We start from the raw sequence: 23550 nt of genomic DNA, 5'->3' as shown, positions 1-23550 counted from the left end.
TAAGACAGCCGACGCGGCTACTGGCCGTCCCGCGTCGCCCGCTCCGCGTCGCGTTCCTTGAGGCGGGCCGTCTCCTTGCGGACCTCGGCCTGGGTGGCGCGCTCCTTCTCCAGCCACTCGGGGCGTTCCGCCTTCAGCGCCTCGATCTGCTCGGTGGTGAGCGCCTCGGTCACCCCGCCGCGGGCGAGACCGGCGATGGAGACGCCGAGCTTCGCCGCGACCACGGGGCGCGGGTGCGGGCCGGTGCGTCGCAGGTCCCGCAGCCACGCGGGCGGCTCGGCCTGGAGCTGGTTCAGCTCGGCGCGCGTGACGGTCCCCTCCTGGAACTCGGCGGGGGTGGCGGGGAGGTACACACCCAGCTTCTTCGCCGCGGTCGCGGGCTTCATCGTCTGGGTGCTCTGCTGCGACTTCATGGTGTCCAGGGTATCCGCCGGGCGGCGGGGCTCCCGCCCCCGTCACCGTCGGTACCGTCCGCGACGGCGGGTAGCCTGGCGGGGTGACAGGCTCCGACACCCCCTCCTCGTTCCGGCTCGCGTACGTTCCCGGGGCGACCCCCGGCAAGTGGGTGCGGGTCTGGCGCGAGCGGCTGCCCGACGTGCCCCTGGACCTCGTCCAGGTGACCGCCGCCGAGGCGCCGGAGGTGCTGCGCGACGGCGCGGCGGACGCGGGGATCGTGCGGCTGCCGGTGGACCGTACGGTGTTCAGCGCGATCCCCCTCTACACCGAGGAGACGGTCGTCATCGTCCCCAAGGACCACCTGCTGACCGCCGCCGACGAGGTGACCGTCGCGGACGTGGCCGACGAGGTCGTCCTGCATCCCCTCGACGACGTGCTCGGCTGGGAGCAGGGCCCGCCCGGCGAGCCCGCCTTCGAACGCCCCGCCACCACGGCCGACGCCGTCGAACTCGTCGCCGCGGGCATCGGCGTCCTCCTCGTCCCGCAGTCCCTGGCCCGGCTGCACCACCGCAGGGACCTGACCTACCGGCCGGTCGTGGACGCCCCGCAGTCGAGCGTCGCCCTGTCCTGGCCGGAGGCGGCCACGACCGACCTCGTCGAGGACTTCATCGGCATCGTCCGCGGCCGGACCGTCAACAGCACCCGGGGCCGCACCCAGCCGCAGCAGCCGAAGGAGCGGAAACCGGTGGCGCGCAAGGGCCCCCGGCCCGCCGCCGCCCAGAAGGGCAACCGCCGGGGCAAGCCACGCCGCCGCTCCTGAGCCCTTCCGGGTCAACGGTTCTGGCGAGCGGGCGGCGTTCCTCAGGTGGACGTCGTCGGGCGCCGCAGCCACGCGTGGGCGTCGCGCGGGTCGAACTCCGCTTGCCCGCCGCGCAGCAGCAGGCCCGCGGTGGCGAACTCGGGGGCGTCGGCCTGCGCGGCCACGTACGGCACCGCGACGCACCGCATCCCGGCCGCGTGCGCGGCGGCGGCGCCCGCGGGCGCGTCCTCCACGACCACGCAGCGGGCCGGGTCCACGCCCAGGCGGCGGGCCGCCTCCAGGAAGACGTCCGGGGCGGGCTTGCCGTACGGCACCTCGTCCGCGGAGACCACCGTCCGCAGCCACCTGTCCAGCCCCGTACCGGCCAGCACCGCCGCGATCGCCTCCGGTGAGGAACCGGAGGCCACGGCCATCGGCACCCCTTCGTCGGCCAGCAGCTCCACGAACTCGCGCATCCGCGGGTACACGCGCAGCCCGTCACGGGCCAGCGCGAGGTAGCGGTGGTTCTTGGCCGCCAGCAGCTCCGGCACGGAGGCGGTGATGCCGTACCGCCGCTTCCAGTCGGTGACCGTCTCCTGGGTGCTGATGCCGACGTACCGCTCGTGGTCGGCCCAGGAGAAGTCCGGTACGCCATGCTCGGCGAGGGTCAGCCGTCCGGCCTCGTAGTAGAGGGGCTCGCTGTCCACGAGTGTTCCGTCGAGATCGAAGATGACCGCGAGGCCGTCGAGCTGGTTCATGGGGTCATGATGCCAAGGAGGTCACGGTCACGGTCGAGGGCCGGGCTCGGCCGTCCGGCCGATCGACGCCACCAGGGGCAGCAGCCGGTACGGCACGCGCTCGCGCAGTGCGACCTCGCTGCGGGTGCGGACGACGCCGGGCAGGCTGATCAGCTTCTGGATCACGTCCTCCAGGTGGGCGTTGTCGCGGGCCACCACCCGGGTCAGCAGATCGCCGCCTCCTGTGATGGAGAACGCCTCGACGATCTCCGGCACCGTGGCGAGCGCGTCCCCGACGTCGTCCAGGTGCCCCTGGGTGACCTCGATGTGCACGAACGCCAGCACCGGATGGCCGAGGGCGGCGGGGGAGAGGGCGGGGCCCGTGCCGGTGATCACGCCGTCCCGCTCCAGCCGGTCCAGGCGGGCCTGGAGCGTGCCACGGGCGACCCCCAGGATGCGGGCGTACTCCCGCACGCTGGTGCGCGGCTGCTCCAGCAGCAGCCGCAGGATGCGGGTGTCGAGTTCGTCCACGGCCATGACGCCCGGCCTCCTGCTCCGTTCGTTGATCACCGGCGACTGTACCAATGGCCCAGCGGGCCGCACGCGCGCTGAGCCGTGCTGGGTGGTCCGTTGGCCCTCCGGGGGCCGTGGCAAGCCGCTTCGACCTGTGCCAATGGCCTAGTGATACGGGACTCACTTGAGCCAGTGGTGGACTTGATGCTGTCATAGGGGGGTCGATGGCGCTGCGGATTCCCGCGGCGCCTTTTTCATGCCGGTGTGGCCGATCTGGTCGAAGGGTGGGGTTCAGTGCTGAAGAGGGTGTTCGTGGCTCCGGACCCGGGACGCGTACGGCTGCGGTTCGCCGCGCGGGCCGTCCTCGGCATCGGGCTCGCCGTCGTGGCGTGCGGCCTCCTCGGGCACTCCCTCGTCGGCGCGGTCACCGGCGGTCTCGCCGCGCTCCTCGCCCTGTTCACGGTCACCGACGCCACCGTGCGCGGGCAGGCGGTCACCACCGCGCTGCTGCCCGTCGTCGGCGTGCCGGTGCTCACCGCGGCGGCCCTGCTGCACGACCACCCCCTGGCCCGCGACCTCGCCTTCCTCGCCGTGGTCGGCGCGGGCGTCTACGCCCGCCGCTGGGGGCCGCGCGGCCACAGCCTCGGCGTGTTCGCGTTCATGACCTACTTCATCGCCCAGTTCCTGCGCGCGGCCCCCGGGCAACTGCCCGAGCTGTACGCCGCCGTCACGCTGTCCGTGCTCGCCGCCGCGGTGGTCCGGTTCGGACTGTGGTGCTACGAACGCCGACTGCCGCCGCCCGCCGCCGTCGCCCCGCCGGTCGGGACCGGGCTGGCGCGGATCACCACCCGGCAGGCCGTGCAGGCGACCGCGGGCGCGGCGTTCGCGCTGGTCGTCGGGCAACTGGTGTCCGGGCAGCGCTGGTACTGGGCGGTCGGCGCCACCTGGTGGATCTTCGTCAACACCACCTCGCGCGGCGAGACCCTCGTACGGGGCTTCCGCCGGGTCCTCGGCACGGTCCTCGGCATCGGCGTCGCCCTGCTGGTCGCCGTACCGCTGCACGGGGCGGCCGTCCCGACGGTGCTGCTGCTCGCCGTCTGCGTCTTCGGGATCTTCTACACCGCCGCCGTGTCCTACACCTGGATGATGCTCAGCGTGACCCTGCTCGCGGGCCTGCTCTACGGGGCGCTGGACATCCTCACCCCCGGCCTGCTGGCGCTGCGGCTCGCCGAGACCGGCGTCGGGGCCCTCGGCGCCGTGCTCGCCGTGCTGTTCGTGCTGCCGGTCACCACCCACGCCGTCACCGACGCCTGGATCCAGCGCGCCCTGCGCTGTGTGCACGCCTGCACCGCCGCGACCGCCGCGCGCCTCGCGGGCGCCGTGGACGCCGACCCGGCGCCGGGCGTGGCCGAGCTGGAGCAGCTCCTGGCCCGGGTGCGGCTCGCCGTCGCCCCGCTCGTCCACCCGCTCAACCCGATGCTCGGCCGCAAGCGGCGCGCCCGCCGGGTGCTCGCCCTGCTCGACGACTGCGCCCGCGAGATCCGCGGCCTCGTCAGCGTCGCCGCCGACCCCGAGGCGTCCCACGACGCCCGCCTGGCCGCCGCCTGCTGGCGGGTGCAGGCGGCGGTGGAGGCCCTGGTGGCGGACGGGACCCGTGCCGCGGGTCCGGCGCCCGCGGTTGTCGACCGGGCCGCGGGCCCGGCCTCCGAGGTCAGTGCCCGTGCCGCGGGTCCGGCGCCTGCGGTCGTCGACCGTGCCGCGGGTCCGGCCTCCGCGGTCGTCGACCGTGCCGAGGCCCCGGCCCCCGAGGTCATCAACCGTGCCGCGAGCCTGACCCCCGCGGTCGCCCCCCATCCCGTCGCCGACGCCTCCGCTCCCGCCCTCAGTCACCTGCACGGCCTGGAGCGGGCGCTGACGGAACTGGCCACGCCGCTGCGGGCGCCGTCCGGATCGCCGTTGGTGGGGGCGTGACCGGCCGTTTCCGGACAGGGCACACCGTGCGGCGCCGCTTGGTCTAGACCTAGCGTGATCGGCTGCTACCGTCGGCTCCGGGACGGCACACGACGGACAGGGGACAGCGGTGACAGACGGCGGCAGGCGGCAGCGGCGGGCGTTCATCGGGTCGTTCACGGCGGCCGGGGGCCCCGGCGTGGTGACCGCCGCGGTGGAGCCGCGCAGCGGCGCGCTGACGGTCCTGAGCAGGGTGAACGGCGTGCCGGACCCGTCCTACCTGGCCCTGTCGCCCGACGGCGGGATGCTCTACGCGGTCAGCGAGACCACCGACGGCGCGGTGGCCGCGTACCGCGTCACCTCCGACGTTCCCGAACCCGCCGGGCAGCCCGTTCCGGTCGATGGGAGCGGGCCCACTCACCTCAGCGTGCACGCCGGGCACGTCCTGACCGCCAACTACGGCTCCGGCAGCGTCACCGCCGTGCCGCTGCGGCCGGACGGCAGTCTCGCGGACGCCCCCTCCGGGGTGCTCCAGCACCACGGCTCGGGGCCGCACACCCCGCGCCAACAGCAGCCGCACGCCCACCAGGTGCAGCCCGACCCGAGCGGGCGGTGGGCGGTCAGCGTGGACCTCGGCACCGACTCCGTGCGGGTGTGCACCCTCACCGACGGCACCCTCGTACCGCACCGCGAGATCGCCCTGCGGCCCGGCTTCGGGCCCCGGCACCTGGTCTTCCACCCGACCGGGCGGTACGCCTACGTCGCGGGCGAACTCACCCCGGCCGTCACCGTCTGCCGGTGGGACACCGCCGACGGCACGCTCAAGCCGCTGGCCGAGACGCCGGTGCTGGCCACCGCGCCGGGCGGGGACGCCTACCCGTCCGGCGTCGTCGCCTCACCCGACGGCCGGTTCGTGTGGACCGCGACCCGCGGCGAGGACGTGCTGTCCGTGTTCGCCGTCGAGGGCGAGTCGCTGCGGCTCACCGCGACCGTGCCCTGCGGCGGCCACTGGCCCCGGGCGCTCACCGAATCCGACGGCGTCCTGTACGTCGCCAACGAACGCTCCGGCGACGTCACCTGGTTCCGCGTCGACCCCGACACCGGACTGCCGGTGCGCGCCGGGTCCGTCGGGGTGCCCGCGGCGTCGTGCGTGGTGGTGGAGACGGCGGCCGGGTGACACCGTAGGCGTGGACGACGACGGGCCCGCTTCCCTTAGTGAGGGGAAGCGGGCCCGTGCGCGCGTGCGGGCTGTCAGCGCACCGGCGCGCCCTGCGGCTGCTGCGGGGCGATGCCGAGCGCCGTCGTGTACTTGGCCAGCGCGAGCTTGCCGATCGCCGGGTACGGGCCGAGCGCCTCGGAGGCGGAGCAGCCCGCCTCCTTCGCGGCCTCCTCGACCAGCGCCGCGTCGATCTCCGGCCCGATCAGGTACGGCGCCAGCGCGAGCTGCTGCGAACCCGCGGCCCGGAGCTGCTCGGCCACGGACGTGATCGAACCCTCCTGGTCGAGGGCCGCGGCCATCACCGGCACCGCGAGCCGCGCGGCCAGCAGCATCCCGGTGATCCCGGCCGCCTGCACGGCCTCCTCACCGCCCACGGAGGCCAGCACGATGCCGTCGGCGGCGGTCGCCACCGTGAACAGCCGGGCGCGGTCGGCGCGGGCCAGCCCCGCCTCCGACAGCCGCACGTGCAGCGCCTCGGCGAGCAGCGGGTGCGGACCGAGCACGTCGGTCAGCTCGGCCGCCACGCGGCTCTCCATCACGGCCTGCCGGACCTGCCGCAGCAGCGCGCTGTCCGGACCGGCCAGCAGCGGCACCACCACGGCGACCGGACCGTCGGGCTCCTTGACGTCCTCCACCCCGGCCGCGAGCGCCTGCTCATAGCGGGCGGTGCGCTCGTCGGCGGCGTACGACAGGACGGCCTGGAGCGTGGGGAACTCCTCGTCGTCACCGTCGACGTAACCGATCCGCGCGTCGAGGCCGGGCAGCTCGGAGCGGGCGATGCTCACGATCTCCTCGGCCAGGCCGCGGGTGGCGGCGCTGGGCGTGCCGGGCACCGCGAGGACGAGCGCGGGCGCGCCCTCGGGAGCCGCCAGGGGCTCGGGTCGGCGGTGCCGCCCGGGCTGGCGGGGGCGCGGCATTCGTACTGGCAGGCCGGACGCGGGCCCAGTGGGGGAGCTCATGGCGCCGCATGTTACTTGTTTCCGGTGCTCCCCTGTTCGGGGAGGGGGCAGGTGAGCGGTATCCGTCCGGTTTTGTCTGATGAGTTACTTACGAATCAGAACCGATCGGCCTATTCATCCGTTGATGTGATGCCGCTGCTGCTACGGGTGCTCTTCCCGATTCACCCCGGACCGGTCACTACGTACAACAGTTTCTCGTCACGCGGCAGAGCCAGCTTCCCGGTCGCCAGATCGGTGGCGACGCGTACGGCGCCCAGCAGCGGATCGCCGTCCGCCGCGACCTGCCGCGCGTGCGGCAGACGCCGGGACAGTTCCTGCTCGAAGGGCCTGAGCAGCGGGGCGCCCATCTTGGACAGGCCGCCCGTCAGCGCCACTTGCGGTGCGCCTTGCGCCGGGCAGACGGCGGACGCCGAGTCGGCCATGTGCCCGGCCGCCGCGCGCAGGATGGCGGCGGCCACCGGGTCGCCGTCCGCGCAGGCGGCCACCCGGGGCGCGAAGGAGGCGAGGACGGCGGGCCGGTCCGGGCGCGGATAGAGCTGGCCCGGCAACCCCGTCACCGGCCCGAACTGGTCCTCCGCGCACGCCAGCAGAGCGGTCGAGCCACCGTCCCGGCCGTCGTGCGCGCGCAGGGCCGCCTCCAGACCGGCCCGCCCGATCCACGCCCCGCTGCCGCAGTCGCCCAGCAGATGGCCCCAGCCGTCCGCCCGCCGCCAGCTCGTCAGGTCGGTGCCGAGCGCGATGAGGCCCGTCCCGGCGGCCACCACGGCGCCCGGCCGCGCCCCGAGCGCACCGGCGTAGGCGGTGACCGCGTCGGCGGCGAGGGCGACCTCGCGCACCCCGAACTCCCGGGCCAGCAGGGCGGGGAGGTCGGCGCGCAGGGCGTCCCCGAGGGTGCCGAAACCGGCGGCGCCGATCGCCGCCGACGCCAGCGCGCCGACGCCGGTCTCCGCGCGCAGCGCACGCACCATGGGCACCAGTTGGGCCATCAGGTGCCCGGGGTCGATCCCGCGCGCGCCGGTCCGCACCGGCTCCGCGGACTCCCGCTGCCCGAGCACCCCGCGCCCCACCGTCGCGACCACCACGCGGAGGCCGGAGCCTCCCGAGTCCACGGCGAGGACGGCCCGGGTGCCCTCCGCGCCGGGTGCGGTCACGGCAGGCGCCAGTCCACCGGCTGGCCGCCCTGCCGGATCAGCAGGTCGTTGGCGCGGCTGAACGGCCGGGAGCCGAAGAAGCCGCGGTCGGCCGACATGGGGGAGGGGTGGGCGGACTCCACGGACGGCAGCTCGCCGAGCAGCGGACGGCAGTTGCGGGCGTCCCGGCCCCACAGGATCGACACCAGCGGCTTGCCGCGCCCGGCCAGCGCCCGTATCGCCTGCTCCGTGACCTCCTCCCAGCCCTTGCCGCGGTGCGCGCCCGGCTTGCGCGGGGCCGTGGTGAGCGCCCTGTTGAGGAGCAGGACGCCCTGGCGCGTCCACGGCGTCAGATCGCCGTTGGACGGCTGGGGCAGCCCCAGGTCGGTGTGCAGCTCGCGGTAGATGTTGAGCAGGCTGCCGGGCAGCGGGCGCACCTCGGGCGCGACCGAGAACGACAGCCCCACCGCGTGCCCCGGGGTCGGATACGGGTCCTGACCGACGATCAGGACCCTCACCTCGTCGAAGGGCTGCTGGAAGGCCCGCAGGACGTTCGCCCCCGACGGGAGGTAGGTGCGTCCCGCGGCGATCTCCGCGCGCAGGAAGTCACCCATCTCGGCGATCCGCCCGGCGACGGGTTCCAGGGCCTTCGCCCAGCCCGCTTCGACGATTTCATGCAACGGTCGTGGTGCCACGGGCGTCACCCTACTGCCGCACGGGCGGCGGACTTCAACCGGTGGGCGAGGCCGGGTGGTTGGCTGCCCGATGGTCGGCCGTGGCTCATCCGATGACCGCCGCCCGCACACACAGCACGTCCGGCAGGTGCGCGGCCAGTTGCCGCCAGTTGTCGCCGTCGTCGGCGGAGGCGAACACCTCGCCGTTGCGGTTGCCGAAGTAGACGCCCGCCGGGTCGGCGCCGTCCGTGCACATCGCGTCGCGCAGCACCGTGCCGTAGTGGTCCTCCTGGGGCAGGCCCGCCGTCAGGGGCTCCCAGGTCTTGCCCGCGTCGGCCGTGCGGAACACCCGGCAGCGCCGCCCCGCGGGCACCCGGTCGGAGTCGGCGTTGATCGGGAAGACGTAGGCGGTGTCACCGCGGTGCGGGTGGGCGGCCACGGTGAAGCCGAAGGTGGACGGCAGCCCCTCGCCGATGTCCGTCCAGTGCGCGCCCGCGTCGTCGCTGCGGTACACCCCCCAGTGGTTCTGGAGGTAGAGCCGGTCCGGCGCCACCGCGTCCTGCGCGATCTTGTGCACGCACTGCCCGAACTCCGGGTTGGGGTCCGGCAGGAACACCGCCGAGACACCGGAGTTGGACGGGGCCCAGCTCGCGCCGCCGTCCGTGGTGCGGAAGACCCCGGCCGTCGACACGGCCACCGTCACCGCGCGCGGGTCCCGCTGGTCGGTGAGCACCGTGTGCAGACCCTCACCGCCGCCGCCCGGCACCCACTGCGACCGGGTCGGGTGCTCCCACAGCGGACGCACCAGCTCGAAGCTCTCGCCGCGGTCCTCGGAGCGGTACAGCGCGGCGGGCTCCGTGCCCGCGTACACCACGTCCGGCTCCGCGGCGGCCGGGTGCAACTGCCACACGCGCTCCAGCGACGCCTCCGTGTCCTTGGGGAACCTGACCGCGGGCTGGGCCGGTTCGGTCCAGGTGCGGCCGAGGTCGTCGGAGTGGAACACCGACGGCCCCCAGTGCGCGCTGTCGCCCCCGGCCAGCAGGCGCGGGGTGTCGCCGCGGGTGTCGATGGCGACCGAGTACACGGCCTGCGCGTTGAAATACGGACTCTCGTCGAACTCCCAGGATGCCCCTGTGCCACCGCTGCGGCGCCCGATGAACAGGCCCTTGCGCGTGCCCACGGCGAGCAGGACTTCGGTCATGCCGATCACCTCCGCGACGTCTTCGTCTCAGACACCGGCCAGTCTGCACCCCACCACTGACAGTCACCCCTCCAACGGGCCGCGCCGCAGGTCAGCGCGGTGGAATCGGATCGTGGAGCGGTCAGGGGCGGTCAGTTCCGGTCACCTCCCGCGCGGCCGCCGGGGCCCGTGGCACCGTCGGGGCGGGGGAGCGCGTCCTGAGCACCGGGGACCTCGGCGCCGTATGGAGTGGGCGGTCGGGGATGTGCGCGCGCTCACGAGGAGGAAGCCGTCGATGGCGTTCCGCGGGCGGGGGGTTGCGAGGGTGTGGCTGTGGCGCTGGCGGCGCGGTCCGCTGCGGCGGCGGGTCGACACCGTGGAGTGCTGGGTGCTGCTCGGCGCCTGGCTGCTCACCGTCCTCGTCGGGGTGTGCGCCGGTCTGACCGCGGCCCACTCCGTGGCGGAGCGGCTGGCACGGGAACGCGCCGAGTGGCGTCCCACCACCGCCCGCCTCGCCGGGCGCGCACCCGGCGAGGCGGGCGCGGGCACGGTGGCGGGCGAGCGCGTGTGGTCGAAGGCGCGCTGGACCGGCCCGGACGGTTCCGCGCACTCCGGTCAGCTCCGGGTGCGGCCCGGCAGCCCCGCGGGCACGCCGGTCACCGTGTGGACGGACCGGCGGGGGCGTCTGGTGGCCGAGCCCGCCACCGCGTCCGAGGCCCGGCTGAACGCCTCCGTCGTCGGCGGTCTCGCCGGGCTGAGCGCGGCGGCGGTCCCGCTCCTGGCGGGCCGTGCCGCGCGGTGCCGTCTGGAGCAGCGGCGCCTTGACCAGTGGGACGTCGACTGGGCCCGGTTCGACGCGTTGCGGGGGTGGCGGACGGGGTGAGGGGGGCGTATCGCCGGGGTCGGGTCAGCCCTCCCAGCCCAGCGCCCGCCCCAGCACCGCCCCCGTGTCCGCCGTCGCGGGCAGCGTGCCGAACGCGTGCCCCCAGTCGCCGCCGAGCCGGGACGCGCAGAACGCGTCGGCCACCGCGGGCGGGGCGTGGCGGACCAGGAGGGACGCCTGGAGGGTGAGCGCCATCAGCTCCACCAGACGGCGGGCCCCCGCCTCGGAGGCTTCGGTGAGCGCGTCCTTGAGCCGGGTCACCGCCGCGTCCAGCCGGGCGTCGGCGCCCCGCGCGAGCGCCAGCTCCGCGAACAGGGCCTCCGCGGTGGCCGGTTCACGGCCCAGCGCCCGCAGCACGTCCAGGGCGTTGACGTTGCCCGAGCCCTCCCAGATCGACAGCAGCGGCGCCTCCCGGTAGTGCCGGGGCATCCCGGATTCCTCGACGTAGCCGTTGCCGCCCAGGCACTCCAGGGCCTCCGCGGTGAACGCGGGGCCCCGCTTGGTGACCCAGTACTTGCCCACGGCGGTGGCGATACGGCGGAACGCCCGCTCGGCGTCGTCCCCGCGCCCGGCCCGGTCGGCGGCGCCCGCCAGCCGCAGGGCGAGGGTGGTGGCGGCCTCCGACTCCAGGGCGAGGTCGGCCAGCACGTTCCGCATCAGCGGCTGGTCGGAGAGCGCGGCCCCGAACGCGGCGCGGTGCCGCGCGTGGTGGCCCGCCTCCACGAGGGTCTTGCGCATCAGCGTCGCGGAGGCCATCACGCAGTCCAGGCGGGTGCAGTTGACCATTTCGATGATGGTCTTCACGCCCTGCCCCTCCGGGCCGACCAGCCAGGCCACCGTGCCGTCGAACTCCGGCTCCGAGGAGGCGTTGGACCGGTTGCCCAGCTTGTCCTTCAGTCGCTGGACGCGGAAGGCGTTGCGGGTGCCGTCGGGCAGCACGCGCGGCACCAGGAAGCAGGACAGCCCGCCCGGAGCCTGCGCCAGCACCAGGAACACGTCGCACATCGGCGCCGACGTGAACCACTTGTGCCCGCGCAGCGTGTAGACGCCCTCCTCGGCCGTCGGGGTGGCCGTCGTCGTGTTGGTCCGTACGTCCGAGCCGCCCTGCTTCTCGGTCATCCCCATGCCCGCCAGCAGACCGCGCTTCTGCGCCGGGACGCGCAGCCCGGGGTCGTACTCCCGGCTGGTCAGCAGCGGCTCGTAGAGCTTCGCCAGCTCCGGCTCGCGGCGCAGCACCGGGACCGCCGCGTACGTCATCGACGTGGGGCAGCCGTGCCCGGCCTCGGTGTGGCCCCAGACCAGCCCGCCCGCCGTACGGGCCACGTGGGCGCCCGGACGGTCCTCCGCCCACGGCGCGCCCGCGAGGCCCTCGGCGACCGCGACCCGCATCAGGTGGTGCCAGCTCGGGTGGAAGTCGACCTCGTCGACGCGGTGGCCGTAGCGGTCGTGGGTGCGCAGCACCGGCTTGTGCCGGTTGGCCAGCTCACCCCACTCCTGCGCCTGCGCGCTCCCGGCCCGCAGGCCGAGCCGCCGGACGCCGTCCTCGGCCCATCCGGCGCCCTCCCGGCGCAGGCCCTCCAGGAGGGCGGCGTCGTCGGAGGCGTCGTACGGGGCCAGGGGAGGGGGCTGGTTGGTGACGTCATGGGTGGCGGTCATGGCGCCATGTTGCATCTCCGTTGCGGCTGTAGCAATAGTGCAACAGCGGTTTCGGGTGCGTACAGTACGGGGCCATGTCCCCGAACGCCTCCGAGTCGCGGGTCGGCGGCCTCGCGCTGCGTCCGCTGTCCGCGCGGTCGGTCGTGCTGAGCCTGCTGCTCGGCGCGCACCCGCCGGAGCTGCCGGTGCGCGACCTCGTGCGCGTGGTGGAGCCGTTCGGGGTCGGCCCCTCCACGCTGCGGGCCGCGCTCAGCCGGATGGTGGCCGCCGGTGACCTGCGGCGCGCCGACGCCGTGTACCGCCTCAGCGACCGGCTGCTGGAGCGCCAGCGCCGCCAGGACGACGCCGTACGGCCCCGCACGCGCGCGTGGGGCGGTGACTGGGAGACGGTCGTCATCACGTCGACGGGACGCGGGCCCGCCGAACGCGCCGAGCTGCGCGCCCGGCTCGCCGCCCTGCGGCTGGCCGAGCTGCGGGAGGGCGTGTGGCTGCGGCCCGCCAACCTCGACCGTCCGCTGCCCCGGGAGCTGGACCACGTGGCCGAGCTGTGTACGGCCCGTCCCGCGCGGGACGCCCGTGAGCTGGCCGCGCGGCTGTGGCCGTTGGGGGAGTGGGCCGCCACCGCCCGCGCGCTGCTGGTCGAGGTCGGCGGGGCCGCGGAGACCGACGGGGATGCCGGGGCCGTTGGGCCGCGGGGGGACGCCGAAAGCGGCTGTGGGCGCGCCGGGGACGGTGCCGAGGGCGCCGGAGCGCGGCACCCGGCCGCCCGGCTCACCGCCTTCGCGGCGGTCGTACGGCATCTGCTCGCCGATCCCGTCCTGCCCGCCGGGCTCCTCCCCGCCGACTGGCCCGGCCCGGCGCTGCGGGACGCCTACGGGGCCTACCAGCGGGAGCTGACGGAGAGGGTGGCGGGGCGCGCGTGATGTGGCGGCCGTACCGGCGTGTGCGGGTGCGCCGGTACGGCCGCCCTCACCGTGGGGGGATCAGCGGTAGGTGATGTCCGAGGTGCTGTAGAGGCAGTTGGTGCTGTCGGGGCCCGTGCCCACCGCCGTGTTGTTGTTGTACTTCTGGCACGGCACGACCTTGCGGCTGGCGTCGTTCAGGATGGTGATGCCACGCAGGGTCGCCACGTCGTTGCGGTTGACGTTGATGCCGACGATCCGCGCGGTGGACCCGGTCCCGGTCACCTCGATGGTGTTGAGGTTGACCCTGCGGGTGTACTGCGTGGAGCAGTCGCCGCAGGAGCGGTACAGGGTCTTGAACTCCTGCACGGCGAAGTTGGAGATGTTCACCGTGCCGCCGCCGTTGTGCTGGAAGACCTTGTCGGCGGCCTTCTTCGCGCCGCCGCCGCGCACGGTGTAGACGGCGCTGGTGCCGCCCCGGAAGGTCGCGGCGTCCTCGCCGACGTCCTCCCACCAGACGTTCTCCAGCGTGCAACTGCCCATGCAGTGGATGCCGTCGGCGCCGGGGTAGCCGATGACCACGTTGCGCAGGGTGGCGCCGTCCGCGAGCCGGAAGATCGGGTCCTGGCCCTCCTCCTGGCCGCCGGAGGCCAGGCCACCGGTGCCGTAGTAGCGGATCATGCCGCCGTCGCGGACGCCGGAGACGGCGATGGTGGCGCTCACGCCCTGGCTGCCGCTCGGCGTCGGCCAGGTGGCGGCGCTGGCGGGCGCGGTTCCAGTGGTCATGATCATGCCAACCGAGAGACCGAGGGTCGCCAGCCCACCGGCCAGTGCGCGCCCTTGAGCGCGCCTTCGTGTCGTCGTCCTTGGTGTCGCCGTCATGTCCCGAATCCTTCTCTCTTCGTGGGGGGTCGCGGTCGTGGGGGTGCGCGGGATCTGGTCGAGTGAATGAACTCTATTCACGTACCTGACCCATGGGCCCATGGTTCAGCCACTGCCCTGTGCCGACGGGTCATGTCGTTGAACGGAAAGTAGAGGGCAAGCGCTTTCTAGTCAACGCCTCGCGCAGAACGTGTCCGGGTGGACGGCCGGTGCGACCGAAAGGCCGTGGGAGCGCTTCCATGACGGCCATGCTCATGCCACCATGCCAGGTGCTCCCCTCAGCGATGCCCCCCGTCGACGCCGTCGACGGCTCCCCGAGCCGCCATCCGGAAGGGACGACCCCGTGCCCCACCCCACCCCCGCCCCCACCCGGCGCCGCCCCCGGCGCCCAGCGCTCGTCGCGCTCCTCGCGGCGCTGCTGCCGCTCCTCGCGACCCTCCTGACCACCGCGCCCCCGGCCGCCGCCCGCCCCGCCGCCCCCACCGCGCAGCTCACCGAGGTCACCGGCTTCGGCAGCAACCCCAGCAACCTCCGGATGTACCTGTACGTCCCCGACAGCGTCACCGCGCACCCCGCGGTCGTCGTCGCCGTCCACTACTGCACCGGATCGGGACCGGCGATGTACTCCGGCACCGAGTACGCCTCGCTGGCCGACGAGTACGGCTTCATCGTCGTCTACCCGTCGGTCACCCGCGCGAGCAAGTGCTTCGACGTCTCCTCACCGCAGGCGCTGCGCCGGGACGGCGGCAGTGACCCGGTCGGCATCAAGTCCATGGTCGACTGGGTGACCCGGACCTACGGCGCCGACACCGACCGGATCTACGCCACCGGCATCTCCTCCGGCGCGATGATGACGAACGTGCTGCTGGGCGTGTACCCGGACGTGTTCGCGGCGGGCGCCGCCTTCGCGGGCGTGCCGTTCGGCTGCTTCGCCACCACCGACGGCTCCGAGTGGAACAGCGCCTGCGCCAACGGCACCGTGGTCCGTACCCCGCAGCAGTGGGGCGACCTCGTGCGCGCCGCCTACCCCGGCTACAGCGGGCCCCGGCCGCGGATGCAGCTCTGGCACGGCACCACCGACGACGTGCTGCGCTACCCGAACTTCGGCGAGGAGATCAAGCAGTGGACCAACGTGCTGGGCGTCTCCCAGACCCCGGCCGCCACGGACACCCCCGCCGCGGGCTGGACCCGCACCCGCTACGGCGGCACCGGTGACCGGGCGCCCGTCGAGGCGGTCAGCCTCCAGGGCGTCGGCCACAACGTGTACGCGTGGGGCATGGGCCAGCGCGTCCTGACCTTCTTCGGCCTCGAAGACGACGGCCCCGGGCCCCAGCCGCAGCCCGGAACCTGCCGGGTGACCGCCACCACCAACACCTGGAACACCGGCCTGACGGCCTCCCTGACCCTCACCAACACCGGGACCACCGCCGTACGGGGCTGGAAGCTCGGCTTCACCCTGCCCGGCGGCCAGACCATCACCGGCGGCTGGAACGCCACCTACGCGCCCACCTCCGGGGCGGTGACCGCGACCAACGTCTCCTACAACGGCACGATCGAGCCCGGCGCGAGCGTCAGCATCGGCTACCAGGCGACGCACACCGGCAACAGCGCGGCGCCGGGCGCGTTCACGCTCAACGGGGCCGCCTGCGGCTGACGCGCGTGCCCGCCGCTGACGGCGGCGCCCCGCTGCGTGGGGGCGCCGCCGTCGTACGCCCGCGTCGGCCACCAGCGGCTTTCCCGCCCGACTTGTCACTTCCGGGGCGGATGACGACCCGTTTCGCGGGCACTCGGCTCCCACCAGAGTGATCTGCCGGGAGGTGTGGGGAGCCATGACAGCGGAGAAGTCGTCCTCGTCCGGGTCGTCGTCCGGCCTTCCGTGGCCGCTGCGCGGCGCGGTGTCGATGCTGGGCCGGGTGCCCGGCGCCGGGCTCGTGGGCAAGGTGGCCGAGGGCACGCTGAACACGGTCGGGGCGGTGTCGCCGCGCGGGCGGCGGGTGGCCGTCTACACCGGGGCGGGGGTGCTGGGCGTCGCCGGGATCGTGGAGTGGCCCGTCGCCGTGACGGGGGCGGCCGTCGCCTGGCTCACCCAGCCGAAGCCGCGCCACGACGCCGACACCGCCGCCGACGCCGGGAAGCCGACCGTCGAGCCGACCGAGCACCGGGACGTGCCCAAGCCCTCCGAGGTGGCCGCGTCCTTCCACGCGCCCACCGTCCCGGACACGCCGTCCGGGAAGCTGGAGTCCGCCAAGCACGCGCCCGCGCGGCCCGCCAGCAGTGCGAGCGGCGCCAGCGGCGCCAGGAGCTGAGGGAGCACCATGCCACTGGCTCTGCTGACAGGCCCGTCGTCGGGCGTCTCCGGGGTGCTGCTCGCGGCGCCCCGGCTGCTCGCGCGCGGCGCCGCCCCCGCCGTCGGCGCGGCGGCGGGCGCGGTGGCCGGGACCGCCCGGGCGGGCGTGCGCGGCGCCGACGCCGTGGTCCGCGTGACCCGCGTCGGCCGCAACGCGCTGCCCCGCGGCGGCCCCGCCTGGCGCTCCGGACGGCGTGCGCACCTCGCCCTGCGCCCCGCGCACGCGGAGCGGCTGCGCCGGGCGGGCGGACTGGAGAAGGCCGCGCGCCGGGTCGCCACCACCCTGGCCGAACGGCCGGACGTCGCCTACGCCTACTGGGACGGCGGGCTGGCCCGGCTCGTGGTGGCCGCCACCGAGGACGCGCTGACCGACCGCGTGCTGGACAAGGCCACCGACCTGGCCGAGAAGCACGGCCTCGGCCCCGAGGACGAGGCCGTCGAGGAGTTCGCGCACCCGGGCGACCCGGCCGGGGTGCGCACGGCCGCCGCGGCCCTCGCCGCCGACGCGGCCGGGGTCGTCGCCGCGGTCACCGCGTCCGTCCTGCGGCTGCCGCCCTCGCCCCGCCACGTGACGGCCCTGGTGACGCTGTTGCGGGAGAACCCCCGCTTCCGCGGCTGGCTGCGCGCCCGGCTCGGCCGCTCCCGCATGGACCTGGTCCTCGCCGCCGCCAACGCCGCGACCCACGGCGCCGGTCAGACCCCCATCGCGCTGCTGCTCGACGGCACCCTGCGCGGCTTCCAGCTCGCGGACACGGTCGCGCGGGCGGCGGCCTTCGACGCCGTACACGACGAACTGTGCGTCCCCGGACGGCCCGACGTGGCCGCCGACCACTGTCCGCGCCCGCCGCTGCGCACCTCACCGGCGCAGGAGTACGCCGCCCACGCGTCCACCGGCAGCGTGCTGGGCGCCGCCGCGACGCTGCTGGTCAAGCACGACGCGTCGGAGGCGTCGGAGGCGGTGCTCGCCGGGTCGCCCAAGGCCGCCCGCTACGGGCCCGCCGCCTTCCACGCCGCGCTCGGCACCGCCCTCGCCCGCACCGGCGTCCTGGTCCGGGACACCGACCGGCTGCGGCAACTGGAGACCGCCGAGACGCTGGTGCTGCACCCCAGCGCCCTGCACACCCCCGAGGAGGGCGTCGACCCGTGGGCGGAGGCCGTGCTGGACGCGGCGCGGCGCGCCCGGCTGCGGGTCGTCGTCGTGGAGGACCCCGCGCTCGGGGACTTCACCGCCCTCGCCGACCACGTGATCAGCGGCGACCGGCCGCTGGCGGAGGTGGTGGGCCGGATGCGGGACCGCGGCGGTGTGATCACCGTCGCCCGGCCGCGCTCCGCCGACGACGGTGAGCTGCTCACCGGGCTGCTCGGCGGGGACGTCGCCGTCGCGCTCGCCGACCAGGACGCCGCCGTCGTCTGGGGCGCCGACGTGGTCGCCCCGCACGGCCTGCCCGACCTGTGGCGGCTGCTCGCCGCGGTGCCCGCCGCCCGCGCGGTCGGCCGCCGCGCCCAGACCCTCGCCCGGTCCGGCGCGGCCCTGTCCGGGCTGCTCGTGGCCGTGGGCGAGTCCCGCGGCAGGCGCCGCCCGCTGGTCCCCGGCCTACGGCACCTGCCCGTCGACGTGAGCGCCGCCGTGGCCCTGCTCGGCGGGGCCCGCTCCGCCCTCGGCGTGGCGATGGCCCGCGCCCCGCACCCCCGGCCCCGCGTCGCCTGGCACGCCCTGCCGCCGGAGGAGGTACGGTCCCGCCTGGAACGGACCCGGGAAGCGGCGCCCACCCCGCTGGAGCAGGCCACCTCGCGCGTCCGCAAGGCCGTGGACACCGCCGCCCAGGTCCCCGCGCTCGCCCCGCTGCGCTGGACCGCGCAGCTCGCGCACGCCGTACGCGGCGAACTCGACGACCCGCTCACCCCCGTCCTCGCGGTCGGCTCGGCCGCCTCCGCGATCCTCGGCTCCTTCGTCGACGCGCTGCTCGTCGTCGGCGCCCTCGACCTGAACGCCCTGGTCGGCGGCGTGCAACGGCTGCGCGCCGAGCGGGCGCTGTCCGGTCTGGTCGCCGAGCAGAAGCAGAAGGCCCGGGTCGCCGACGGCGAGGAGGAAGGCCCCGCGCACACCGTCGACGCCGCCAAGCTGCACCCCGGCGACGTGATCGAGCTGAAGGGCGACGACGTCGTGCCCGCCGACGCGCGGCTGCTGTGGGAGGACGGCCTGGAGGTCGACGAGTCCGCGCTCACCGGGGAGTCCCTGCCGGTGGACAAGCAGACCGACCCGACGCCGCGCGCCCCCGTCGCCGACCGCCGCTGCATGGTCTTCGAGGGGACGACCGTGGTCGCCGGGCACGCCCGCGCCGTGGTCGTCGAGACCGGCGAACGCACCGAGGCCGCCCGCGCCGTGCACCTCGCCGCCCGGACCCCGCCCGCCGCCGGAGTGCAGGCGCGGCTCCAGGAACTCACCCGCAAGGCACTGCCGCTGACGTTCGCGGGCGGCGCCGCCGTGACCGGCCTGGCGCTGCTGCGCGGTACGCCGATCAGGGAGGCCGTCAGCGGTGGTGTCGCCGTCGCCGTGGCCGCCGTACCCGAGGGCCTGCCGCTGGTGGCGACGGTGGCGCAGCTCGCCGCCGCCCGCAGGCTCAGCAGCCGGGGCGTCCTGGTGCGCGCCCCGCGCACGCTGGAGGCGCTCGGCCGGATGGACACGCTCTGCTTCGACAAGACGGGCACCCTCACCGAGAACAAGCTGCGCCTGGTCCGGGTCACCGACGCCGACGGCACCGCCCACCATCCCGACGAGGCCCGCGAGAGCGCCACCCTGCGCACCGCCGTCCGCGCCTGCCCGCAGCCCAACGGCCAGCTCAACGGCGGCTCCGACAAGCCCGTCCACGCCACCGACGAGGCCGTCCTCGACGCGGCCGGACACGACGACCCGGACTGGACCCAGACCGAGGGCCGCCCCTTCGAGGCGGGCCGTGGCTACGCCGCCGCCGTGGGCCGCACCGACGACGGCGACCGCGTGCTGGTGGTCAAGGGCGCGCCGGAGGTCATCCTGCCCGCCTGCGCCGACCTGCCCGGCCACGCCTCCGAGACCGCGCACGACCTCGCCGCCGACGGGCTGCGCGTCCTCGGCGTGGCGCACCGGGTCCTCACCGACGCCGAGCAGGACACGGACGTCCTCGAAGAGCCCCTGCGCGACCTGGAGTTCACTGGCCTCCTTGCGCTGGCCGACGTGGCGCGCGACACCTCCACCGCGCTGGTCAGCGGGCTGCGCGAGGCGGGCGTACGGCCCGTGATGCTGACCGGCGACCATCCGCAGACCGCCCGCGCGATCGCCGTCGAGCTGGGCTGGCCCGAGGACACCGCCGTGATCACCGGCGACGAACTCGCCGCCGCCGACCGCTCCGAACGCTCCCGGCTGCTGCACGGCGTCGACGTCGTCGCCCGGGTGGCGCCGGAGCAGAAGCTCCAGGTCATCGAGGCCCTGATGGACGCGGGCCGGGTGGTCGGCATGGTCGGTGACGGCGCCAACGACGCCGCCGCCATCCGCGCCGCCGACATCGGCGTCGGCATCAGCGCCCGGGGTTCGGCCGCCGCGCGCAACGCGGCCGACCTGGTGCTCACCAGCGACGACCTCACCGTCCTGGTCGAGGCGATCGCGGAGGGCCGCGCCCTGTGGCACAGCGTTGCGGACGCCGTGGCGATCCTGATCGGCGGCAACGCGGGTGAGATCGGCTTCGGCGTCGTCGGCACCCTGCTCGCCGGGTCCGCGCCGCTGTCCACCCGTCAGATGCTGCTGGTGAACCTGTTCACGGACCTGTTCCCGGCGATGGCGGTGGCGGTCACCCCGCGGCGGGAGCCGGAGGAGGACGCCTCCGCCCTGGAGGTGGCGGGCGGCGCCCCGCTCGGCAACGAACTGCTCGGTGAGCCGCTGATGAAGCAGATCCGCGACCGTGCCCTGACGACGTGTCTGGGCGCGGTGACCGCCTGGCTGATCGGCCGCTTCACCCCGGGCACCGCCCGCCGCTCCACGACCATGGCCCTGTGCGGCGTGGTCGGCACCCAACTGGCGCAGACCCTGGCCGACCGCCGCGACAGCCCCCTGGTCCGCGCCACCTCCCTGGGCTCCGCCGCCGCCCTGGTCGCGCTGATCCAGACCCCGGGCCTGAGCCAGGCGTTCGGCTGCACGCCGCTGGGCCCGGTCGCCTGGGCCGGGGTGGCCGCGGCCATCGCGGTGGCGGTGACGGGCCAGCGGGCGCTGCCGCGGCTGGAGCAGGCGGTCGCCACCCTGCGCCGTACGGCCTAGGCGGTCTGCTGGACCGTTTCTCCCGTGCCGTCCTTCCCGACTCCCTCGCCCGCCTCCGCAACCGGGGCGGGCGAGGCGGGCGAGGCGACAGAGGCGGGCGACCCCGAACCGCCGCGCGACGGCAGGTGGTTGAACAACAGGTTCAGCACGATCGCCGTCAGGCACCCCGCGCTGATGCCGCTGTGCATGATGGTCTGGAACCAGTCGGGGAACCTGTCGTACACGGTCGGCACCCCCACCGGCAGCACCCCCATCGCCACCGACACGGCCACCACGGTCAGGTTGTCGTTGCCCTTGAAGTCGACCGCGGCCAGGGTCCGCAGACCGCTGGCCGCCACCGTCCCGAACATCACCAGGCCCGCGCCGCCCAGCACCGGCGCCGGTATGGCCGCCACCACCGCGCCCAGCTTGGGCAGCAGACCGAGCACCACCAGGATGCCGCCCGCCGCCGCGACCACCCAGCGGCTGCGCACCCGGGTCATGCCGACGAGGCCCACGTTCTGCGCGTAGGCCGTGTACGGGAAGGTGTTGAAGACACCGCCGAGGACGGTCGACAGGCCGTCGGCGCGCAGCCCGTCCGCGAGGGAGCGCGGCTCGACCTTGCGCCCGGTCAGCTCCCCGACGGCGATGAAGTCACCGGTCGTCTCGGTCATGCAGACCAGGGCCACCACCAGCATCGAGATGACGGCCGACGCCTCGAACGTGGGCGCCCCGAAGTGGAACGGCGTACTCACGCCGACCCAGTCGGCGTCGGACACCCCGCCGAAGTCCGTGAACCCGAACGGCACCGCCACCGCCAGCCCGACCACGATGCCGACCAGCACCGCGATCCGGCTCAGGAACACCGGCGCGAACCGCTGCACCCCGACGACCACGGCCAGCACGAACGCGGCCAGCGCCAGGTTCCTGGGCTCCCCGAAGTCCTCCGCACCGGCGCCGCCCGCGGCCCAGTTCCCCGCGACGGGGAGCAGCGACACCCCGATGATCAGGATCACCGTGCCCGTCACCAGCGGCGGGAAGAACCGCAGCAGCCTGCCGAAGACCGGCGCCAGCAGCACGATCGCGAGCCCCGCCACGATCACCGAGCCGTAGATCGCGGGCAGTCCGCCGCCCGTCGTACCGATCAGCACCATCGGCGACACGGCGGCGAACGTACAGCCCTGCATGATCGGCAGCCGGACCCCGAACCGCCAGAAGCCGACGCACTGGATCAGCGTGGCGATGCCGCACACCAGCAGGTCGGCGGTGATCAGGTACGCCAGGTCGGCGGGCGGCAGCCCCATCGCGCCGCCGACGATCAGCGGTACGGCGACGGCGCCCGCGTACATCGCGAGCACGTGCTGCAGGCCGAAGGCGGCCAACTGCCGTACGGGCGGGACCTCGTCGACGGGGTGGACGGTGGGCGTGGTGGAGGCCATGGGCACACTCCAGAGCGGCGATCGGGGAAGCGGGGGGCGGGGAACATCCGAACTGCCGACGACCGTAAGCCGCTTGAACAGTTTGTTGATTTCCGGTGTGTTGCCGGTGTGTGTCCCGGCCACCGACCCGGACCGACCGATCCCGCCGCCCCGGACAGGGCGCGCTACGAGGCCCGCCGCGCCGCCGTCCGCAGCGACTCCCAGTCCGGCAGCTTCACCACACCCCGCCCCAGCGAGGCCCCAAGCTCCGCCTCCGCCCGCTCGATGGCCTGCCACCCCGTCCACCCGACCGGCTCGATCCCGAGCGCCCGCAGCGCGGTGAGGGGATCCTCCCGGACCTCCCCGCGTACGAGCGTGGCGGCGTCCGCGAGCAGCGAGGCGACCGTCTCCTTGGCGCAGGGCCGGTTGGTGCCGATGACCCCGGTCGGGCCCCGCTTGATCCAGCCCGCCACGTACTCGCCCGGCGCCACCACGCCCCCGCGCAGCACCCGCCCCGCCGACTGCGGCACCGTCCCGTGCTCGGCGTCGAACGGCAGCCCCGCCAGCGGCACCCCGCGGTAGCCCACCGACCGCAGCACGAGCTGCGCCTCGACCTCCTCGTGGCGCCCGGTGCCCACCACCCCGCCCCGCCCGTCCGGCGCCGTGTGCTCGAAGCGCACCGCGCCCACCCGGCCGCCCTCGGCGAGCAGTTCCACCGGCCGCAGGAAGAACCGCAGCCGGACCCGCCGCCCCGCACCCCGCGGCGTGCGCTCCGCCCACTCTCGCAGCACCTCGACGTTCCGGCGCCGCGCGGCGGGCAGCGCGGACGGGTCGGCGTAGGCCGGGTCCAGGGCCAGCTCCGCCGGGTCCACCAGGACGTCGGCGCCGGGCAGGGCGCCCAGTTCGCGCAGCTCCTTGGTGGTGAACCGGGCCTGCCCCGGACCGCGCCGCCCCACCATGTGGACGTCGGTGATCCGGCTCGCGGTGAGCGCGGTGAGCGCCGACTGCGGCATGTCGGTGCGGCTCAGCTCCGCCGCGCCGCGCGCCAGGATGCGGGTGACGTCGACGGCCACGTTGCCGACGCCGATCACCACGGCCGAGCGGGCGCCGAGCGCGAAGGAGTCGGCGGCGGCGTCCGGGTGGGCGCTGTACCAGGACACGAACTCCGTCGCCGAGAAGCTGCCCGGCAGGTCCTCGCCGGGGATGCCGAGCCGCCGGTCGGCCGCCGCGCCCACGCAGTACACCACCGCGTGGTACAGCTCCCGCAGCCGGTCCACGGGCACCCCGCCCGGCCCGACCTGCACGCCGCCGAGGAACCGCACCCGCTCGTGTTCGAGGACCGTACGCAGGTTGTTCTGGAGCGACTTGATCTTCTCGTGGTCCGGTGCCACGCCGTACCTGACCAGGCCGTACGGGCACGGCAGCCGGTCCAGGACGTCCACGAGCACCCCGGGGTCCTGCTCGACCAGTCCCTGGGCGGTGTAGACCCCGCTGGGTCCGGAGCCGACGACGGCGACACGAAGCACTGGGGAACTCCTCGTCCGAGGGGGTCAACAGGCGATCGCTGACGCCTCCAGCATCGCACTGGGGCGGTTGCGCTGACAGGGTGCGGGAGCGCGTGTCCGTTCGTATGGAATGTGA

At 75.2% G+C, this 23550-nt stretch carries 19 protein-coding genes; 8 read left to right on the top strand and 11 right to left on the bottom strand.

Annotation, left to right across the window (positions count from 1 at the left end; genetic code table 11):
• Positions 1-17 precede the first annotated feature (17 nt).
• Positions 18-413 (bottom strand): DUF5997 family protein, encoded by a 396-nt coding sequence (locus ACFQZ6_RS03925; protein WP_381604950.1) that lies wholly within the window; start codon positions 411-413, stop codon positions 18-20.
• An 83-nt stretch (positions 414-496) separates the two neighbouring features.
• On the opposite strand from ACFQZ6_RS03925, the gene ACFQZ6_RS03920 reads away from it, so the two are divergent.
• Positions 497-1216 carry a LysR family substrate-binding domain-containing protein gene (locus tag ACFQZ6_RS03920; RefSeq protein WP_381604949.1) on the top strand — a complete coding sequence of 240 codons (720 nt, stop codon included), beginning with the start codon at positions 497-499 and terminating at the stop codon, positions 1214-1216.
• Between the two features lie 41 nt (positions 1217-1257).
• Here ACFQZ6_RS03920 and ACFQZ6_RS03915 read toward each other — a convergent pair whose 3' ends face one another.
• The gene (locus ACFQZ6_RS03915; protein WP_381604948.1) at positions 1258-1953 is read right to left on the bottom strand and encodes an HAD family hydrolase; all 696 of its coding nucleotides are present in this window, start codon (positions 1951-1953) and stop codon (positions 1258-1260) included.
• Between the two features lie 27 nt (positions 1954-1980).
• On the bottom strand, positions 1981-2469 hold the full coding sequence (locus ACFQZ6_RS03910) for an Lrp/AsnC family transcriptional regulator (RefSeq protein ID WP_381604947.1): 489 nt from the start codon (positions 2467-2469) through the stop codon (positions 1981-1983).
• 270 nt (positions 2470-2739) lie between these two features.
• On the opposite strand from ACFQZ6_RS03910, the gene ACFQZ6_RS03905 reads away from it, so the two are divergent.
• Both ACFQZ6_RS03905 and ACFQZ6_RS03900 read left to right on the top strand, forming a co-directional pair.
• Positions 2740-4416 carry an FUSC family protein gene (locus ACFQZ6_RS03905; RefSeq protein WP_381604946.1) on the top strand — a complete coding sequence of 559 codons (1677 nt, stop codon included), beginning with the start codon at positions 2740-2742 and terminating at the stop codon, positions 4414-4416.
• 109 nt (positions 4417-4525) lie between these two features.
• On the top strand, positions 4526-5572 hold the full coding sequence (locus ACFQZ6_RS03900; protein WP_381604945.1) for a lactonase family protein: 1047 nt from the start codon (positions 4526-4528) through the stop codon (positions 5570-5572).
• 74 nt (positions 5573-5646) lie between these two features.
• Here ACFQZ6_RS03900 and ACFQZ6_RS03895 read toward each other — a convergent pair whose 3' ends face one another.
• The 4 genes from ACFQZ6_RS03895 to ACFQZ6_RS03880 form a co-directional block, all read right to left on the bottom strand.
• Positions 5647-6573 (bottom strand): sirohydrochlorin chelatase, encoded by a 927-nt coding sequence (locus ACFQZ6_RS03895; RefSeq protein ID WP_381604944.1) that lies wholly within the window; start codon positions 6571-6573, stop codon positions 5647-5649.
• Between the two features lie 161 nt (positions 6574-6734).
• Entirely contained in the window at positions 6735-7724 is a 990-nt protein-coding gene (locus tag ACFQZ6_RS03890; RefSeq protein ID WP_381604943.1) for an N-acetylglucosamine kinase, read from the bottom strand.
• Positions 7721-8398: a uracil-DNA glycosylase gene (locus ACFQZ6_RS03885; protein ID WP_381604942.1), complete on the bottom strand. Its 678-nt coding sequence runs from the start codon at positions 8396-8398 to the stop codon at positions 7721-7723. Before ACFQZ6_RS03885 ends, ACFQZ6_RS03890 begins: the two co-directional genes overlap by 4 nt.
• Before the next feature lie 85 nt (positions 8399-8483).
• Complete coding sequence (locus tag ACFQZ6_RS03880; RefSeq protein WP_381604941.1) at positions 8484-9578, bottom strand: WD40/YVTN/BNR-like repeat-containing protein; 1095 nt, start codon at positions 9576-9578, stop codon at positions 8484-8486.
• Positions 9579-9852: 274 nt separating this feature from the next.
• Between ACFQZ6_RS03880 and ACFQZ6_RS03875 the strand changes: the two genes are divergently transcribed.
• Positions 9853-10440: an Rv1733c family protein gene (locus tag ACFQZ6_RS03875; RefSeq protein ID WP_381604940.1), complete on the top strand. Its 588-nt coding sequence runs from the start codon at positions 9853-9855 to the stop codon at positions 10438-10440.
• Positions 10441-10464: 24 nt separating this feature from the next.
• Here ACFQZ6_RS03875 and ACFQZ6_RS03870 read toward each other — a convergent pair whose 3' ends face one another.
• On the bottom strand, positions 10465-12096 hold the full coding sequence (locus ACFQZ6_RS03870; protein WP_381604939.1) for an acyl-CoA dehydrogenase family protein: 1632 nt from the start codon (positions 12094-12096) through the stop codon (positions 10465-10467).
• Between the two features lie 74 nt (positions 12097-12170).
• On the opposite strand from ACFQZ6_RS03870, the gene ACFQZ6_RS03865 reads away from it, so the two are divergent.
• On the top strand, positions 12171-13019 hold the full coding sequence (locus tag ACFQZ6_RS03865) for a PaaX family transcriptional regulator C-terminal domain-containing protein (protein ID WP_381604938.1): 849 nt from the start codon (positions 12171-12173) through the stop codon (positions 13017-13019).
• 60 nt (positions 13020-13079) lie between these two features.
• Here ACFQZ6_RS03865 and ACFQZ6_RS03860 read toward each other — a convergent pair whose 3' ends face one another.
• A complete protein-coding gene (locus ACFQZ6_RS03860) occupies positions 13080-13880 on the bottom strand; it encodes a pectate lyase (RefSeq protein WP_381604937.1) in 801 nt (266 codons plus the stop codon).
• A gap of 343 nt (positions 13881-14223) precedes the next feature.
• Between ACFQZ6_RS03860 and ACFQZ6_RS03855 the strand changes: the two genes are divergently transcribed.
• From ACFQZ6_RS03855 to ACFQZ6_RS03845, 3 genes are all read left to right on the top strand, one after another.
• Positions 14224-15534, top strand: a complete 1311-nt coding sequence (locus ACFQZ6_RS03855) for an extracellular catalytic domain type 1 short-chain-length polyhydroxyalkanoate depolymerase (protein ID WP_381604936.1) — start codon at positions 14224-14226, stop codon at positions 15532-15534.
• 175 nt (positions 15535-15709) lie between these two features.
• Positions 15710-16186, top strand: coding sequence for a hypothetical protein (locus ACFQZ6_RS03850; RefSeq protein ID WP_381604935.1), 477 nt, complete (start codon positions 15710-15712; stop codon positions 16184-16186).
• A gap of 9 nt (positions 16187-16195) precedes the next feature.
• On the top strand, positions 16196-20512 hold the full coding sequence (locus tag ACFQZ6_RS03845) for a cation-translocating P-type ATPase (RefSeq protein WP_381604934.1): 4317 nt from the start codon (positions 16196-16198) through the stop codon (positions 20510-20512).
• On the opposite strand, the gene ACFQZ6_RS03840 is transcribed toward ACFQZ6_RS03845, so the two are convergent.
• Together ACFQZ6_RS03840 and ACFQZ6_RS03835 are read right to left on the bottom strand one after the other, a co-directional pair.
• Positions 20509-21930 (bottom strand): nucleobase:cation symporter-2 family protein, encoded by a 1422-nt coding sequence (locus tag ACFQZ6_RS03840; RefSeq protein ID WP_381604933.1) that lies wholly within the window; start codon positions 21928-21930, stop codon positions 20509-20511. The two genes, ACFQZ6_RS03845 and ACFQZ6_RS03840, sit on opposite strands and share 4 nt — an antisense overlap.
• Before the next feature lie 164 nt (positions 21931-22094).
• Positions 22095-23435 carry an FAD-dependent oxidoreductase gene (locus ACFQZ6_RS03835; protein ID WP_381604932.1) on the bottom strand — a complete coding sequence of 447 codons (1341 nt, stop codon included), beginning with the start codon at positions 23433-23435 and terminating at the stop codon, positions 22095-22097.
• Between the last annotated feature and the right edge of the window lie 115 nt (positions 23436-23550).

Origin of the sequence: Streptomyces flavalbus (assembly GCF_042674625.1) — a bacterium.
In the GTDB taxonomy this organism is placed as follows: Bacteria; Actinomycetota; Actinomycetes; order Streptomycetales; family Streptomycetaceae; genus Streptomyces; species Streptomyces flavalbus.
The sequence above is the reverse complement of the archived record's forward strand: the minus strand, read 5'-3'. Positions and strand labels throughout refer to the sequence as shown.

Coding starts and splice junctions, on each gene's coding strand:
- ACFQZ6_RS03875 (WP_381604940.1), top strand. CDS start 9,853: ATGGCGTTCCGCGGGCGGGGGGTTGCGAGGGTGTGGCTGTGGCGCTGG.
- ACFQZ6_RS03880 (WP_381604941.1), bottom strand. CDS start 9,578: ATGACCGAAGTCCTGCTCGCCGTGGGCACGCGCAAGGGCCTGTTCATC.
- ACFQZ6_RS03895 (WP_381604944.1), bottom strand. CDS start 6,573: ATGAGCTCCCCCACTGGGCCCGCGTCCGGCCTGCCAGTACGAATGCCG.
- ACFQZ6_RS03860 (WP_381604937.1), bottom strand. CDS start 13,880: ATGACGGCGACACCAAGGACGACGACACGAAGGCGCGCTCAAGGGCGC.
- ACFQZ6_RS03845 (WP_381604934.1), top strand. CDS start 16,196: ATGCCACTGGCTCTGCTGACAGGCCCGTCGTCGGGCGTCTCCGGGGTG.
- ACFQZ6_RS03870 (WP_381604939.1), bottom strand. CDS start 12,096: ATGACCGCCACCCATGACGTCACCAACCAGCCCCCTCCCCTGGCCCCG.
- ACFQZ6_RS03915 (WP_381604948.1), bottom strand. CDS start 1,953: ATGAACCAGCTCGACGGCCTCGCGGTCATCTTCGATCTCGACGGAACA.
- ACFQZ6_RS03840 (WP_381604933.1), bottom strand. CDS start 21,930: ATGGCCTCCACCACGCCCACCGTCCACCCCGTCGACGAGGTCCCGCCC.
- ACFQZ6_RS03865 (WP_381604938.1), top strand. CDS start 12,171: ATGTCCCCGAACGCCTCCGAGTCGCGGGTCGGCGGCCTCGCGCTGCGT.
- ACFQZ6_RS03925 (WP_381604950.1), bottom strand. CDS start 413: ATGAAGTCGCAGCAGAGCACCCAGACGATGAAGCCCGCGACCGCGGCG.
- ACFQZ6_RS03850 (WP_381604935.1), top strand. CDS start 15,710: ATGACAGCGGAGAAGTCGTCCTCGTCCGGGTCGTCGTCCGGCCTTCCG.
- ACFQZ6_RS03910 (WP_381604947.1), bottom strand. CDS start 2,469: ATGGCCGTGGACGAACTCGACACCCGCATCCTGCGGCTGCTGCTGGAG.